The following is a 14,249-nucleotide window of genomic DNA, read 5'->3' as shown; positions in this document are numbered from 1 at the left end:
CGTGGGCGCGGTGGGCCCAGTGGGCGCGGTGGGCCCAGTGGGCGCGGTGGGCCCAGTGGGCCTGGTGGACCGGGTGGGCTCGGCGGGCTCAGTGGCCGCGCGGGGGCGCCTCCGTTGGCTCGTGCTCCTGCTCGCGGTCGTCGTCGATGTGCTTGGAGTAGGCGAGGAAGTCGTCGACCATGCGGTGGAAGAGGGTCGCGAGCCGGCCCAGCTCCTCCGGGGACCAGTCCGCCAGGGCGAGCTGCATGCCGCGGGCGCCGGCCTCGCGGATGCGGGCGATCGCGTCCCGGCCCAGCTCGGTGAGCTGGATGCGCTGGGCGCGGCGGTCGTCGGGGTCGGGGACCCGGGTGACATGGCCGGACTTCTGCAGCTGCTGGACCGTGCGCGTGACGTGCGAGGGTTCCACGCCCAGGCGGTGGGCCAGCTCGCCCGGCCGCTGCGGCTCGCAGTCGGCGATCTGTCGCAGCAGGGCCACCGCCGCACGGTCCAGCGGGACCCCGGCCAGGCCCATCAGTCGCTCGTGCTGCCGGGCCCGGGTGCTCAGATAGGTGATGCGCGTGAGAGCGCGCTCGATGTCGGCCACTTCGGGGGAGACCGGTCCGGCGGGCGGGGATGACGTGGGCATACACCCGAGTTTACCATATCGTTGCGTTACTCAAGCATTTTGCCCTTGGGGCGCCTGCGACACGCTCCCCGCCCCCGGGAACGTCCCCGGCGTCCCCGGGAACGTCCCCGCCGTCCCCGGGACGCGGGGACGGCATCCGGCGCGGCCGGCGCGGAAACGCTGGGCGGCAGGTGATCACGGCACGTGGTCGCCGCCAACGAAAGCCCGGAGGTTGCCATGATCCGACGGACCCTCACCAGCGGACTGCTGGCCACGGTCGCGGTGCTCGCTCTCGTGCCGGCGGCCGACGCCGCCCCGGCCGTCCCCGCTCCGCACCCCGCCACGTCGGCGCTCGCGCCCCACCTGCTGCCCGCGCTGCTCCCGGCGCCCGCCCACGTACGGTACGCCCACCACGTCAACCAGCACATGACGCACCGCCGTTCGACCCCCCTACTCGGGCGGGTGACCACCCACCGAGTCCCGCTGAACGTCCGCTCCGGTCCCGGCACCGCCCACCGCGTGATCGGCGTCCGCCGTGCGGGCCGCCTGATCGCCGTGCAGTGCCGGACCTACGGCTCCTGGGTGCACGGCGACCGCCAGTGGTACCGGCTCGCGCACATCCAGGGCCACCTGCGGGGCTATGTCTCCGCGCACTACGTGCGGGTGCGCCGCACCGTGCCGTGGTGCTGACGCGCCCCCTTCACCGCCCTACGGCATGACGGCCCGGCCGGCCCGTCGGGGAACCCGCGCGGTCCCTGACGGGCCGTCGGTTTTCGCCGGAGCGGATGTGTGGCGCCCCGCCGGCCCGGGGAAGCCATTGCGGCAACCGGGGCGAAACGCCCAAAGCGGGAATGGAGTCGGGAGCGGCAGCATGCGGCAGCCCCAGGAAGCCGAACCAGGAGCAGAAGCAGAGTCCGGACCGGGGGCCGGGTCGGGGGGCGGTCCGGCGGCCGGGCCGGATGCCGGGTCCCCGCCCCTGTCCCCTCCCTTCCCACCCTCCCCACCGGCGTCGTCGTCGCCGTCGACACCGCCCGCGCCGCTGGTCGCCGCGCTGGGTGAGCTGCGGGACCGTACCGGGCTCAGCCTGGCCGCCCTCGCCGCGCGCACCCCGTACAGCAAGTCCGCCTGGCACCGCTATCTGACCGGCGCCAAGCACCCGCCCCGCTCGGCCGTGGAGGCGCTCGCCCGGCTGGCCGGGGCCGATCCCGCCCCTGCGCTGGCCTTGTGGGCGACGGCTGCCGAACCGCGGCCCGCGCCCGCCGGGCCGCCCGCGAAGGACGGCCCACGGCTGCCACGGCTGCCGCTGCTGCCGGTGGTCACCCTGCTCACCACGGTGGCCGCTGTGGCTGCGGTGGCCGCCCTGCCGACCGAGGCCCTCCGGGGCGCCACGCCCGGCACCAAGGGCACCGCGCCGGCCGCGACCGCCGCGACCGCCACGCCCACCGCGGCTGCCGCCCGGCGTTGCCGCCCGGGGTCGTCCTGCCAGGGCGGGCTGCCGGGCGCCTCCGCCTGCGCCGGGGACGCCCAGACCAAGAGCGTGGTGAGCGAGGCCTCGTACACCGTGCGGCTGCGCTGGTCGCCGTCCTGCGGAACCGCCTGGTCGCAGGTGCGGGTGCGGGGCGCGGTGGCCCGGGAGGTCTCGGTGCGCACGGACGAGGACACCCTGTCGGCCACCTACTCCGCCGACGACATGCGCGACGACACCAGCCCCATGCTCGCCGTCCGCTCCCCCCGGGGCGTGGAAGCCTGCGCCGAGGTGAACGGGGAGGTGGCGTGCACGGGTCTGGGCGACGGGCCGGACGGGGGGCCCTGATCCGGTGGGGACCCCGGCCGGCGTGAAGGCGGTGAAGCGCCGGTCGCCGTGGTCGGCGGCGAGGAGCTGCCCGCCGTCTCTTCCGGGGCGTCCGTTCCTCCCGACGTCCCGCGTTACTTGATGACCGCGTTGGCCACGACGACGAGCATCCCGAGGAGCGCGTCCCCCAGGCCGGTCGCCAGGGCCGCGGCCCACCGGCGGCCGGCGGCCCGCGCCGTGTAGAGGCCGAGGCCGAACAGGAGCGCGATGTTGAAGACGAAGGCCGGGGGTTCGACGCTGTCCGCCGGCCACCAACCCCAGCCGCCGCCCGCGAGGATAAGCGCGCTCGGCAGCATGGCCACCACCAGAGGCCACTCGGCGGCCAGGGCGCGCAGCGCCTGCCCGCGCCGGCGGGGGCCGCGCTCGGCGATGTAGTGGGCGTAGCCGTGCGCGAGGGCGGAGGCGATGGCGGTCACCACCAGCCAGGCGGCGTCGTAGCGGCGGCTGGCGCGGGAGGTGTGCCCGTACTCGGTGAGCGCGGCGACCATGGCGCTGGCGACCACGGCCCCGTAGACACCGCCGAAGAGCACCATCGACCGGGTGTCGTGCGCGGGCCGTCGCGGGGCGCCCGCCGGGGTGTCCGCCATGGGCCGCTTCCTTCACGGACGTACGTGGGCCGGGTCCCTCAACGATCACCCGGCCCCCGCGTCCCCGCCACTCAGGCCCGCCCGCCCCGGACCCGGCGAAGTGTCCTGGCGCCCCCGCCGATCCCTGACACTCTGTCCACACCGGCACCCGCCCCGGTCCGGCTAGGGTCCCCGCATGAACGAGAGCTTCGCCCTGCACGTGCCCGACGCCGAACTCGTGCCCGACCCGCTCGACCCGCGGCAGATCGTCTCCGGGACGCCGGAGGTGACCGGCAAGGTGGTGTGGGAGTCGGCGGACGGGCGGCAGGCGCGCGGGATCTGGCAGATCACGCCCGGGGTCGTCACCGACACCGAGGCCGACGAGGTGTTCGTCGTCCTCAGCGGTTCGGCCACCGTCGAGATCGAGGGCGGCCCCACCCTGCGCGTCGGTCCGGGCGACATGGCGGTGCTGCGCGAGGGCGACCGCACCACGTGGACGGTCCACGAGACGCTGCGCAAGGTGTACGCCGTCAACCTCTGAGGCCGTCAGCCCATGAGGCCCAGCCCCTGGGGTCCGTCAGCCTCTGAGGTCCGGGCTCTGCGGGGGCATGTTGTACGGCGTCACGACCTGGATCGCGGACGGCAGCGTCGGTCCGGCGGGCGGCAGGGCGCCGTGGGCGCGCATCACCAGGTGGCAGGCCTCCCGCATGTCCTGGCGCAGGTCGTGGTGGAGCACGGCGGACAGGCGGTGCTCGCGCAGCAGCCGGGTGTTGTCGTGGTCCAGGTCGTGGGCGATGAACACCGCGCACTCGCGGCCGAGTTCCGCGAAGGCCCTCAGCGTGGCGATGTTGCCGCCGCCGATCGAGTAGACCGCGTTGATCTCCGGATCGCGCTCCAGCGCGGCCCGCACGAGGTCGTACTGGGTGGCGTCCAGGCCCTGGCCCTCGGCGATCTCCACCAGCGCGCGCCGCGGGTGGCGGGCCCGCATGGCGCCGCGGAAGCCCATCTCGCGCTCCTCCTCGTTGCGGAAGAAGCCGCTGCTGAGGCTGGTGAGCACATTGCCGGGCCGGTCGCCGAGCCACTGGCCCATCAGATACGCGGCCGTCGCCCCCGCCGCCCGGTTGTCGCTGCCGACGTAGGCGAGGCGGGGGCTCGCGGGCAGGTCGGTGACCAGGGTGACGACCGGGATGCCGGCCGCCACCAGCCGGCCGACGGCCGCGGTGACCTCGGGGACGTCCGGCGCCTTGAGGACGACGCCCTGGGAGCCGCGCCGCGCGATCCGGTCGAGCGTCGCCACCTGCTCGCGGACCGGGCCGGTCTCGCGGAAGTGGAAGCGGGAGCGCACCACCGCCGGGTGCAGGGACGGCAGTTCGGCTTCCAGGGCGGCCCGCACGGCGGTGGTGAACCGCTCGGGCGCCCGGACCACGATGTCGAGCATGAAGGTGCGCCCGACCAGCCGCACCTGGGTGCGCTGCCGGTCCAGGTCGGCGATGGCCCGGTGCACCTCCCGCGCGGTGCTCTCCCGCACCCCGCCCCGGCCGTTGAGCACACGGTCGACGGTGGCCTCGCTCAGCCCGGCCTGACGGGCGATCTCACGGATCGGGAAGGGGTGCCCCATGCGGGCTCCTTGAGGGGTTTTTGATGGGTGACTGCTGGTTGTTCGAGGTGTTTGTCAGGACAAGAATGACAGAGCCGCGTCGCCCCGTGCGACGGAAAGGGCCCGATGCGAGGGCCCTACGCGACCGAAAGGACGAGGATGTCCTCCACCCCCGCCTTCACCTCAGCGCTCCCCCGCGTCCGCCTGTCCGAGCGGGACTGCGACCTCGACGACTTCCGCGCCCTCGTCGAGCGGACCACGGACCCGGCCGGCTACCCGCACGCCTCGGCGGTCGAGCGGAACGTCCTGGTCTACGACGCCGGACGGCTCACGGCGGCCGACCGCGACGGCGTGCGGGAGGAACTGGTCCACGCCCTCACCGCCGGCCCCGGCATCGTGGTCGTCCGGGGCGCCTTCCCCGACCCGGAGGTCGTCGACCGGGCCACGGCCGTGTTCGAGGCGCTGATCGCCGCGCAGCGCGTTTCGGGAGCGGGCGCCGGCGACCACTTCGCCCCGCCGGGCGCCAACGACCGGGTGTGGAACGCGCTGGAGAAGGCCGCCCTGCACGACCCGGACGCCTTCGCCGCGTACTACGCCAACGACGTGCTCGCGCTGGTAGCCGAGGCCTGGCTGGGCCCCGGCTACCAGGTCACCTCCCAGGTCAACGTCGTCAACCCCGGCGGCGCCGCCCAGACCGCGCACCGCGACTACCACCTCGGCTTCCTCAGTGCCGAGGCCGCCGCCGCCTACCCGGCGCACGTGCACCGCCTCTCCCCGGTGCTCACCCTCCAGGGCGCGGTCGCCCACTGCGACATGCCGGTGGAGTCCGGGCCGACCATGTACCTGCCCTACTCGCAGACCTACGAGCCGGGTTACCTCGCCTGGCGACTGCCCGCGTTCCAGGCGTACTTCGACGCGCACCACGTGCAGCTGCCGCTGGCCAAGGGCGACGCCGCCTTCTTCAACCCGGCGCTGTTCCACGCGGCCGGGACGAACCGGTCGGCGGACGTGCGGCGCATGGCCAATCTGCTCCAGATCTCCTCCGCCTTCGGGCGCGCGATGGAGACCGTGGACCGCGAGGCCGTGGTGAACGCCGTCTACCCGGTGCTGCTCGAGCGGCGGGCCGAGGGCGCCGGCGCCGCACGGCTGGAGAACGTCGTCGCCGTCTGCGCGGAGGGCTACCCCTTTCCCACCAACCTCGACCGGGACCCGCCGGTCGACGGCATGGCCCCGCCCTCGCAGGCGGACCTCGTGCGCCGGGCGCTGCGCGAGGAGTGGGCGCCGGACCGGCTCCGCGCCGAGCTGCGGGCGGGCGCGGCGCGGCGCGAGAGCTGAGGGCACGGCCCTGATGACGGCACACGGCAGGCACGACAGGACAGGGGACTCCATGGGACCGAGGGGACTTCTCGAGGACAAGGTGGTCCTCGTCAACGGCGGCACGCAAGGCGTCGGGGCGGCGATCGCGCGGGCCGCCGCCGGCGCGGGCGCCGCCGTGGTCGCCGTGACGGGACGGCGGCCGGAGGCCGGCGAGGCGCTGGTGGCCGAGCTGACGGCCGCCGGGGGCAAGGCGGTGTTCGTACGCGCCGACCTCGCCGACGCCGGACAGGCCAAGGGTGCGGTGGCCGAGGTGGTCTCGGCGTACGGGCGGATCGACTGCCTGGTGAACTCGGCGGGCCTGACCTCGCGCGGCACCCTGCTGGACACCACGCCCGAGCTGTTCGACGCGCATGTCGCTGTGAACCTCAAGGGGCCGTTCTTCGCGATGCAGGCGGCGGTGGCGGACATGCTGGCCCGGAAGGCGCCCGGCACGATCGTCAACATCATCACCTCCTCCGCGCACGGCGGACAGCCCTTCCTCGCGCCGTACGTCGCCGCCAAGGCCGGGCTCGCCGGCCTGACCCGCAACGCCGCGCACGCGCACCGCTTCGACCGCATCCGGATCAACGGCCTCAACATCGGCTGGACCGCCACCGAGGGCGAGGACGCCACCCAGCGCGCCTTCCACGGCGCCGGGGACGACTGGCGCGAACAGGCCGCCGCGCGGCTGCCGATGGGCCGGCTCGGCCAACCGGACGAGATCGCCGACTTCGTGGTGCTGCTGCTGTCCGAGCGGTCCGGGGTGGTCACCGGCTCGGTGATCGACTGGGACCAGAACGTCCTCGGCGGCCTCGACTGACCCGGCACCCGCCCCAACGCGCCCCCGTACACCGCACCGCACGCACCGCAGGCACCGCACCGCACGCACCGCACCACACTCAGGAGCAGTAACGCCCATGCGCATCGCAATCCTCGGCCTCGGCCGTATCGGCGCCTTCCACGCCGAGACCCTGTCCGGACTCGACGCGGTCACCTCGCTCGTCGTCGCCGACCCGTTCGCGGACGCCGCCAAGGCGGCCGCCGAGCGGTTCGGGGCCGAGGTCGCCGACTCGCCCGAGGCCGCGCTGGCCGCCGGCGTCGACGGCGTCGTCGTGGCCGCCGCGACCGACGCCCACCCCGCACTGATCCTCGCCGCCGTCGAGGCGGGCGTCCCGGTCTTCTGCGAGAAGCCGGTGGCGCGCACCATGGCGGAGGGCGTCGAGGTGCTCAAGGCGGTACGGGAGCACGAGGTGCCCGTGCAGATCGGGTTCAACCGCCGCTTCGACGCCGGTTTCGCGGCCGCCCGTGCCGCCGTGCGCGCCGGTGAGCTCGGCCGGCTGCACACCGTACGGTGCACCACACTGGACCCGGCCCCGCCGCCGGCCGCGTACGTCGCCGCCTCGGGAGGCATCTTCCGGGACTGCTCGGTGCACGACTTCGACGTCATCCGCTGGGTGACCGGACATGAGGTGACCGAGGTGTACGCCGTCGGCGGCAACCGGGGCGCCGACTACATCCGGGAGGCGGGTGACGCCGACACCACCGGCGCGGTCCTCACCCTGGATGACGGCACGATCGCGGTGGTGTCCAACAGCCGCCACAACGCCCGGGGTTACGACGTGCGCATGGAGCTGCACGGCTTCGCCGACTCGATCGCGGTCGGCCTGGACGACAAGCTGCCTCTGCGCTCGGTCGAACCGGGGGTGACCTTCCCGGGCGGGACCCCGCACGACTTCTTCATGGACCGGTTCACCGCCGCCTACCGCGCCGAACTGAGCGCGTTCACCGAGGTGGTGGCGGGCAGGCTGCCCTCGCCGTGCACGGTCGCGGACGCGCTGGAGGCCGGGTGGATCGCGGAGGCGTGCACGCTGTCGCTGCACGAGCACCGCCCGGTGCGCGTGGCGGAGGTCCGCACGAACTGACGGGTTGGTCGGGGCGGTGACAGAGACCGACCCGGCCGGTCGAAGCGGTGACACGGACCGGCCGGGTCGGGGCAGGCGCGGGCGCCGCCCGTCGTCAGCCGTCCTCAGCCGTGAGCCGGGCCCGTCGTCAGCCGCGCGGGGACGCGCCGGCGAGGGCGGCCCGCTCGCGAGCGGTGCGGACCGCTGCCGAGAGGGTGCCGATGTCGTACGCGCCGTGGTGGCGGCGGCCGTTGACGAAGAAGGTGGGGGTGCCCGAGACGTCGCTCAGGTCGGCCGACTCGACGTCCTCGGCGACCCGCTCCGCGCCCGCGCGGTCGCGCAGGTCCCGGCGGAAGCGTTCCATGTCGAGGCCCACCTGTGCGGCGTAGCGCAGCAGGTCCTTGGCGCGCAGGTCGCCCTGGTGGCTGATGAGGATGTCGTGCATCTCCCAGTAGCGGCCCTGGCGTGCGGCGGCCTCCGCGGCCTCGGCGGCGAGCTGCGCGCTGGGGTGGACGTCGGTCAGCGGCAGGTGCCGCCAGACGTAGCGCACGTCGTCGCCGAACTCGGCGAGCAGTTCGCGTACGACGGGCTCGGCCAGTCCGCAGTACGGGCACTCGTAGTCGCCGTACTCGACGAGGGTGACCGGTGCGTCGAGCGGGCCGCGGATGTGGTCGCGGGCCACGTCGACGGGCTCGCTGAGGTCGACGATGACGTCGCCGGTGCCCAGCAGGGCGCGGGCGCGGCGGCGCGGCGGCAGCAGCGCGAGCACCCGCGTCACCAGCCAGGTCACGAGGAAGGAGCACAGCACGGCGGAGAGGATGCCGATCTTCGCCTCCTCCAGCCGGGCCCCGCGGAAGGCGAGCGTGGCGATCAGCAGGGACACGGTGAAGCCCACCCCGGCCAGGCCGCCGCCCGCGACGATGGCGCCCCAGCCGATCGGCGGGCGCAGCCGGCCCCGGCTGAGCCGGGAGGCGAGCCACGTGGAGCCGACGATGCCGATGGGCTTGCCGAGGACGAGGCCGAGCAGGATCCCGAGGGTGACGGGCGAGGTGAAGGCGTCGGCGAGCCGGGCCGCGCTCACCGTGAGTCCGGCGTTGGCGAGGGCGAACAGCGGCACGATCACATGGCTGGTCCAGGGGTGGAACATGCGCTGGAGCCGCTCGTTGGGCGAGAGCGTGGAGGCCAGGCCCCGGCGCAGGGTGCGTTCCAGTTCGGGGGTGGGCTGCTCGCGGTAGCGGCGGAAGAGCCGGCTCGCGCGTTCCAGGGCGTGCCGCTGGGCGGGGTGGGCGTAGGTGAGCAGGCCCATGACGAGGCCGCTGACCACCGGGTCCACGCCGGAGCGCAGCAGGGCTCCCCACAGGGCGACGGCGGGCAGCAGGTAGACGGCGGAGATGCGCACGCCGGCCGCGCGCATGGCGAGGAGGACGGCGAGGACGCCGAGCGCGGTGAGCAGGGCGGGGACGTAGAGGGTGCTGCTGTAGGCGAAGGCGATGACAGCCAGGGCGAGGAAGTCGTCGGCGACGGCGACGCCGAGGACGAACACGCGCAGCCCGCCGGGCAGCCGGGAGCCGAAGACGGCGAGGAAGCCGAGCGCGAAGGCGGTGTCGGTGGACATGGCGGCGCCCCAGCCCTGCGCGGAGGCGTGCCCGGCGTTGAGGGCGAGGTAGATCGCCACGGGTACGGCCATGCCGCTGACCCCGGCGATCGCGGAGAGCGCGAGGCGCCGGCGCTCGCGCAGTTCGCCGATGTCGAACTCGCGGCGGGCCTCGAGTCCGACGACGAAGAAGAACAGCGTCATCAGCCCGCTGTTGACCCACTCGCGCAAGGTCAGGGAGACGCCGGTGCGCCCGGCGCTGAGGCTCACGTGGGTGTGCCAGAAGGACTCGTAGCCGCCGGGTGAGACGTTGGCCCACACCAGTGCGGCGGCCGCGGCCGCGAGCAGGACGGCGGCGCTGCCCGTCTCGGTCCGCAGGAAGGTGCGCAGCGGGCTGCGCGCGGCGGCCGTGCAGGCGGTCGTGCCGGTCATGGGCCGGTCGTCGGCCGGCACGGGGGTGTGGGCCTGGGACACGAGGTTCAGTCTAGGGACCCGTGGCGGAGGGGCCGGGGATCATCTCGCGGTCGGCTCGGCGGGCAGGTCGAACACGTGGCGCGGTGTGACGATCTTCGTGATGGCCTCGCCGAAGAGGGTGCTGGGTTCGCTGCCCTTGTGGTCGATGTCGGTGTTCAGCAGGACGACGAGGGTGGTGCGGGCGGAGGGCAGGTGGACGGTGAGCGACTCGTAGCCCGGGATGGAGCCGTTGTGGCCGATCCAGCCCTGGACGTCGAAGATGCCGAGGCCGTAGCCGGCGCCGGGGACCGCGGTGGGCGGGGTGGTGAGGCGCTGCTTCTGCATGGCCGGGCCGACCATCCTCCTGCCGTCGGGGAAGACGCCGGTGGCGACGGTGCGGGCCCAGGTGCGCAGGTCGTCCAGGGTGGAGACCATCGCGCCGGCGGCCCAGGCCCAGGAGCTGCTCCAGCCGGCGGTGGCGGCGACCCTGCCGTTCGCGGTCTGGTTGGTGTAGCCCTGCGCGTGCGGCCGGGGGAACTCGGTGCCGGCGGGGAAGGAGGTGTGCTCCATGCCGGCGGGGGCGAGGACGTGGGCGTGGATGTAGTCGGCGAGCGACTGGCCGCTCGTCTTCTCGACGACCAGGCCGAGCAGGATGAGGTTGGTGTTGCAGTAGTAGAACTTCGCACCCGGCGGGAAGAGTACGGGGTGCCGGAAGGCGTAGCCGAGGAGCTGCCGCGGGGTGAATCTTCGTCGCGGGTCGGAGGTCAGGGCCTTGTAGAAGCCGTCGTCGGCCGAGTAGTTGAACAGCCCGCTGCGCATGCCGGCCAGGTCGCGCAGGGTGATCCTCTCGCCGTTCGGTACGCCGTCGACGTACTTGCCGATGGGGTCGTCGAGGCCCACCTTGTGCTGGTCGGCCAGTTGCAGCAGCGCGGTCACGGTGAAGGTCTTGGTCTCGCTGCCGATCCGCATGAACAGGTCCGGGGACATCTTGCGCCCGCTGCTCATGTCGGCGACGCCGAAGGACTTCACGTACTGGCCCCGGCCGGGTGCCCACAGCCCGACCGTGACTCCGGGCACGCCGGCCTGCCGCATGACACGCCGCACGGCCTCGTCGAGCTGCCGGGTGACCGCCGCGTCGAGGGTGCGGACGTCGGGGGAGGGCGAGGGCGGCGAGCCGGACGACCGGGACGCGCCGGGCGGTGCCGTCACCGGCCCCGCGGTGACGAGACCGCCGGGGGCACCGGTGCCGGCGGCGGCGCCGGTCGCCGCGACCGGCACCATGAGCATCCCCGCGGCGGTCGCGGTGACGGCCGAACGGCACAGCCTTGAGCACGCGTGCGTCATGTGCCGACTCCCAACGCCCGAGTACGGAGCCGTGACCCGCCACCGGCGACGACGGCACCACACAGCGCCCCGCCGAGGGGGACGCCGGACGACCGGTCGGCCACGAAGCGGGCGGCGCCCGCGTACCGCGAACCCCAGCTCCCGCCTCCTCAGGATAGGAGGCCCCCTCCCCCACCGCCTGCCGACCACGACGGCAGCGGCGACGTACGAAGACGTACGAGTGGGAAGGCGGGCCGGCCCCTTGGGGCTAGGCGCCGCGCCAGACGTTGGCGAAGGCGGCGTCTTCGATGGCGCGCCGCTGGCGCACCGCCTCCAGTTCCATGACGGCGTCGTGGACGGCGGCCAGTACCGTCAGCACGGCTTCGTCGGTGATCGGCGGGTCCCACGCCGTGGGCTCGTCACGGATGCCGACGGCCGCCGCCAGGGTCAGCAGCACGGGCTCGTCGGCGGCCCACCGGTAGGCCGCCCGCCGTCGCTCCTGCGTGTCGGCCAGGACCGCCCGCCCGCCGCGGAACGGCAGCCAGCGGCTGCGCTCCCAGGTGACGCCGCCCTCCTGCTCCAGCTCGGCCATGTACGCCGGCGCCAGGCCCTGGCCGCGCCGCCACAGCCAGTCCTCCAGGGACTCGTAGGGCACCTGGCCGACCAGCGAGGCCGCGGCCTCGTCCAGCAGCCGGTCGCCGAGCCCGGTCCCCGGCCGGGGCACGATCCGCTCGCCGTCCAGCCCGATCACCTCGGCGCGCAGCATGTCGTACGCCTCCGCCCCGGCCAGCGCGAGCGACAGGTCGCCGCGCTCCAGCGGCCGGCTCGGCGCCACGTCCAGGGCGGTGATCATCAGGTCACGCGGTGTGCTCATGCGGCTCCCCGTCGAGGACGTGGCGGACGCGGCGCCCCTGGCGACGGGCGCGGGAGGTGGCGCTCGGATCCCGTACCAGGCCGACTGTAGCGCGGCAAGGTCACGACCGGGCACCGCGGGCGCGACGCCTGTGCCGCCCGGCACCGGGCGGCCACCCAGCGGCGCGGCCCGGGCAGGTGTCCACCGGCGCGGACACGGGCCGGTGCCCGCCGGGCGCCGCCCAGGAAGGCGGGGGTCGCGTCAGGCGCCGCAGGAGCGCAGGAACCTGCGGGTGCGCACCGCGATCGGCAGCGGCTTGTCCGGGTCGCACGGGTACATGTCCTGCTCGACGATCGCGAACAGGTCCACGCCCAGTTTCTGCGCGGCCGTGAGGACCGGCCCGAGCTCGGGTACGCCCGCCGGCGGCTCGCACATCACGCCGCGCGCGACGGCCGGCCCGAACGGGACCTGGCCGGCGACCACGTCGGCGAGGATCGCCGGGTCGACCTGCTTGAGGTGCAGGTAGCCGATGCGCTCGCCGTAGGTCTCGATCAGCTTGACGCTGTCGCCGCCGCAGTAGGCGTAGTGCCCGGTGTCCAGGCACAGGTTGACCAGCTCGGAGTCGGTGGAGTCCAGGAAGCGCTCGACGTGCGCCTCGGTGTCGACGTGGGTGTCGGCGTGCGGGTGGACGACGATGTCGAGGCCGTACGTCTCCTTGACCTCGTGGCCGAGCCGTTCCATGCCCTTGGTCAGGTGGGCCCACTGCTCGGCGGTCAGCTCCGGCGGTTCGAGGATCTCGGCGGTCTTGTCGTCGCGCCAGAAGGAGGGGATGACGACGAGGTGCCGGGCGCCCATGGCCTGAGTGAGCGCGGCGACCTGGCTGACGTGGGCCCAGGTGGACTCCCATACGGCGGGGCCGCGGTGCAGGCCGGTGAAGACCGTGCCCGCGGAGACCTTCAGGCCGCGCCGGTCCACCTCGTCGGTGAGGCGGGCGGGGTCGGTGGGCAGGTAGCCGTAGGGGCCGAGCTCGATCCAGGAGTAGCCGGCCTCGGCGACCTCGTCGAGGAAGCGTTCCCAGGGGACCTGCCGGGGGTCGTCGGGGAACCACACGCCCCAGGAGTCGGGGGCGGAGCCGACCCGGATGCGGTCCAGCACAGGGGTCATGTCGTCATTTCCCTTCCGGGGCCGGTAGTACGGGGGCCGCGGACGTCGCGCTCTCGGCGGGCGCGGCGGGCGCGGTGGGCGCCGTGGTCGTGGTCGCGGTGAGGTCCCGCTCCTCGGGGAGCCCGTCCACGTCGACGCCCCGTACCTGGGCCAGTTCGTGCTTGAGGGCGGCCAGTTCGGCGCCGCCCGCCATGTGGTTGGTCAGCTCCTCGAGGCTCACCTCGCTGCGGTCGGCGGACAGTTCGAGGGTGCCCAGGCGCAGCACGCTGAAGTGGTCGCCGACCATGTAGGCGTGGTGGGGGTTGTGGGTGATGAAGATGACGCCGAGGCCGCGGTCGCGGGCGGCGGCGATGTACTTGAGGACCACGCCGGACTGCTTGACGCCGAGGGCGGCGGTGGGCTCGTCGAGGATGAGGACGCGGGCGCCGAAGTGGACGGCGCGGGCGATCGCCACGCACTGCCGCTGGCCGCCCGAGAGAGTGCCGATGGGCTGCTCCAGGTCGTCCAGGACGATGCCCATGTTGCGCAGCTCCTCGTCCGCGGTCCGCTTCATGCGGGCGATGTCGAGACGGCGTACGGGCCAGGGACCCTTGGTCATCTCGGAGCCGAGGAAGAAGTTGCGCCACACCGGCATGAGGGGCACGGTGGCGAGGTCCTGGTAGACGGCGGCGATGCCCTTGTCGAGGGCCTCGCGCGGGGTGCTGAACCGCACGGGGGCGCCGTCCACGAGGAACTCGCCCTCGGAGTGCTGGTGCAGCCCCGAGATGATCTTGATGAGGGTGGACTTGCCGGCGCCGTTGTCGCCGAGCACGCAGGTGACCCTGCCGGAGTGGACGGCGAGGTCGACGCCGTGCAGGGCGCGGATGTTGCCGTAGGACTTGCCGGCGCCGCGCAGTTCGACGACCGGGCCCTCGCCGTCGGGCGGGGTGTCCTCGAGGATCGCGCCGTGGGTCCCGGGCCTGCCGGCCGCGTTGGTCGTCATGTCG

The 14,249-nt window shown here is 74.2% G+C and carries 14 protein-coding genes; 6 read left to right on the top strand and 8 right to left on the bottom strand.

Going from position 1 to position 14,249, the window contains the following annotated elements:
• Positions 1-88 precede the first annotated feature (88 nt).
• The gene (locus IE217_RS10575; RefSeq protein ID WP_190177520.1) at positions 89-625 is read right to left on the bottom strand and encodes a MarR family winged helix-turn-helix transcriptional regulator; all 537 of its coding nucleotides are present in this window, start codon (positions 623-625) and stop codon (positions 89-91) included.
• A 216-nt stretch (positions 626-841) separates the two neighbouring features.
• On the opposite strand from IE217_RS10575, the gene IE217_RS10570 reads away from it, so the two are divergent.
• Entirely contained in the window at positions 842-1,294 is a 453-nt protein-coding gene (locus IE217_RS10570; RefSeq protein ID WP_190177519.1) for an SH3 domain-containing protein, read from the top strand.
• A gap of 181 nt (positions 1,295-1,475) precedes the next feature.
• Positions 1,476-2,417: a helix-turn-helix domain-containing protein gene (locus IE217_RS10565; protein ID WP_190177518.1), complete on the top strand. Its 942-nt coding sequence runs from the start codon at positions 1,476-1,478 to the stop codon at positions 2,415-2,417.
• Positions 2,418-2,530: 113 nt separating this feature from the next.
• On the opposite strand, the gene IE217_RS10560 is transcribed toward IE217_RS10565, so the two are convergent.
• On the bottom strand, positions 2,531-3,043 hold the full coding sequence (locus IE217_RS10560) for a hypothetical protein (protein ID WP_190177517.1): 513 nt from the start codon (positions 3,041-3,043) through the stop codon (positions 2,531-2,533).
• A 175-nt stretch (positions 3,044-3,218) separates the two neighbouring features.
• Between IE217_RS10560 and IE217_RS10555 the strand changes: the two genes are divergently transcribed.
• Positions 3,219-3,563 carry a cupin domain-containing protein gene (locus IE217_RS10555; RefSeq protein ID WP_190177516.1) on the top strand — a complete coding sequence of 115 codons (345 nt, stop codon included), beginning with the start codon at positions 3,219-3,221 and terminating at the stop codon, positions 3,561-3,563.
• Positions 3,564-3,599: 36 nt separating this feature from the next.
• Here the strand turns inward: IE217_RS10555 and IE217_RS10550 are convergent, their stop codons facing one another.
• The gene (locus IE217_RS10550; protein WP_190177515.1) at positions 3,600-4,640 is read right to left on the bottom strand and encodes a LacI family DNA-binding transcriptional regulator; all 1,041 of its coding nucleotides are present in this window, start codon (positions 4,638-4,640) and stop codon (positions 3,600-3,602) included.
• A gap of 138 nt (positions 4,641-4,778) precedes the next feature.
• Between IE217_RS10550 and IE217_RS10545 the strand changes: the two genes are divergently transcribed.
• The 3 genes from IE217_RS10545 (at position 4,779) to IE217_RS10535 (ending at position 7,897) form a co-directional block, all read left to right on the top strand.
• Positions 4,779-5,954, top strand: a complete 1,176-nt coding sequence (locus IE217_RS10545) for a phytanoyl-CoA dioxygenase family protein (protein ID WP_190177514.1) — start codon at positions 4,779-4,781, stop codon at positions 5,952-5,954.
• Between the two features lie 52 nt (positions 5,955-6,006).
• On the top strand, positions 6,007-6,795 hold the full coding sequence (locus IE217_RS10540; RefSeq protein WP_190177513.1) for an SDR family oxidoreductase: 789 nt from the start codon (positions 6,007-6,009) through the stop codon (positions 6,793-6,795).
• Between the two features lie 97 nt (positions 6,796-6,892).
• Positions 6,893-7,897, top strand: coding sequence for a Gfo/Idh/MocA family protein (locus IE217_RS10535; protein ID WP_190177512.1), 1,005 nt, complete (start codon positions 6,893-6,895; stop codon positions 7,895-7,897).
• A gap of 127 nt (positions 7,898-8,024) precedes the next feature.
• Here IE217_RS10535 and nhaA read toward each other — a convergent pair whose 3' ends face one another.
• The 5 genes from nhaA to IE217_RS10510 all read right to left on the bottom strand — a co-directional run bounded on the left by nhaA (position 8,025) and on the right by IE217_RS10510 (position 14,245).
• Positions 8,025-9,902 carry a Na+/H+ antiporter NhaA gene (nhaA, locus tag IE217_RS10530; RefSeq protein ID WP_190177849.1) on the bottom strand — a complete coding sequence of 626 codons (1,878 nt, stop codon included), beginning with the start codon at positions 9,900-9,902 and terminating at the stop codon, positions 8,025-8,027.
• A gap of 81 nt (positions 9,903-9,983) precedes the next feature.
• Complete coding sequence (locus IE217_RS10525) at positions 9,984-11,267, bottom strand: serine hydrolase domain-containing protein (protein WP_190177511.1); 1,284 nt, start codon at positions 11,265-11,267, stop codon at positions 9,984-9,986.
• A gap of 247 nt (positions 11,268-11,514) precedes the next feature.
• Positions 11,515-12,120: a GOLPH3/VPS74 family protein gene (locus tag IE217_RS10520; RefSeq protein WP_190177510.1), complete on the bottom strand. Its 606-nt coding sequence runs from the start codon at positions 12,118-12,120 to the stop codon at positions 11,515-11,517.
• A gap of 240 nt (positions 12,121-12,360) precedes the next feature.
• On the bottom strand, positions 12,361-13,263 hold the full coding sequence (locus IE217_RS10515) for a sugar phosphate isomerase/epimerase family protein (protein WP_190177509.1): 903 nt from the start codon (positions 13,261-13,263) through the stop codon (positions 12,361-12,363).
• Positions 13,264-13,267: 4 nt separating this feature from the next.
• Positions 13,268-14,245 carry an ATP-binding cassette domain-containing protein gene (locus IE217_RS10510; RefSeq protein ID WP_229865200.1) on the bottom strand — a complete coding sequence of 326 codons (978 nt, stop codon included), beginning with the start codon at positions 14,243-14,245 and terminating at the stop codon, positions 13,268-13,270.
• Between the last annotated feature and the right edge of the window lie 4 nt (positions 14,246-14,249).

The organism is Streptomyces naganishii JCM 4654, from assembly GCF_014650575.1.
Classification (GTDB): Bacteria; Actinomycetota; Actinomycetes; order Streptomycetales; family Streptomycetaceae; genus Streptomyces; species Streptomyces naganishii.
Note: the sequence above shows the minus strand (reverse complement) of the source record. Positions and strands in the feature narration are given on the sequence as shown.

What these genes read in the sequence shown, in the direction of transcription:
- IE217_RS10575 (WP_190177520.1), bottom strand. Translation starts at nt 625, where the DNA reads ATGCCCACGTCATCCCCGCCCGCCGGACCGGTCTCCCCCGAAGTGGCC.
- IE217_RS10570 (WP_190177519.1), top strand. Translation starts at nt 842, where the DNA reads ATGATCCGACGGACCCTCACCAGCGGACTGCTGGCCACGGTCGCGGTG.
- IE217_RS10565 (WP_190177518.1), top strand. Translation starts at nt 1,476, where the DNA reads ATGCGGCAGCCCCAGGAAGCCGAACCAGGAGCAGAAGCAGAGTCCGGA.
- IE217_RS10560 (WP_190177517.1), bottom strand. Translation starts at nt 3,043, where the DNA reads ATGGCGGACACCCCGGCGGGCGCCCCGCGACGGCCCGCGCACGACACC.
- IE217_RS10555 (WP_190177516.1), top strand. Translation starts at nt 3,219, where the DNA reads ATGAACGAGAGCTTCGCCCTGCACGTGCCCGACGCCGAACTCGTGCCC.
- IE217_RS10550 (WP_190177515.1), bottom strand. Translation starts at nt 4,640, where the DNA reads ATGGGGCACCCCTTCCCGATCCGTGAGATCGCCCGTCAGGCCGGGCTG.
- IE217_RS10545 (WP_190177514.1), top strand. Translation starts at nt 4,779, where the DNA reads ATGTCCTCCACCCCCGCCTTCACCTCAGCGCTCCCCCGCGTCCGCCTG.
- IE217_RS10540 (WP_190177513.1), top strand. Translation starts at nt 6,007, where the DNA reads ATGGGACCGAGGGGACTTCTCGAGGACAAGGTGGTCCTCGTCAACGGC.
- IE217_RS10535 (WP_190177512.1), top strand. Translation starts at nt 6,893, where the DNA reads ATGCGCATCGCAATCCTCGGCCTCGGCCGTATCGGCGCCTTCCACGCC.
- nhaA (WP_190177849.1), bottom strand. Translation starts at nt 9,902, where the DNA reads ATGACCGGCACGACCGCCTGCACGGCCGCCGCGCGCAGCCCGCTGCGC.
- IE217_RS10525 (WP_190177511.1), bottom strand. Translation starts at nt 11,267, where the DNA reads ATGACGCACGCGTGCTCAAGGCTGTGCCGTTCGGCCGTCACCGCGACC.
- IE217_RS10520 (WP_190177510.1), bottom strand. Translation starts at nt 12,120, where the DNA reads ATGAGCACACCGCGTGACCTGATGATCACCGCCCTGGACGTGGCGCCG.
- IE217_RS10515 (WP_190177509.1), bottom strand. Translation starts at nt 13,263, where the DNA reads ATGACCCCTGTGCTGGACCGCATCCGGGTCGGCTCCGCCCCCGACTCC.
- IE217_RS10510 (WP_229865200.1), bottom strand. Translation starts at nt 14,245, where the DNA reads ATGACGACCAACGCGGCCGGCAGGCCCGGGACCCACGGCGCGATCCTC.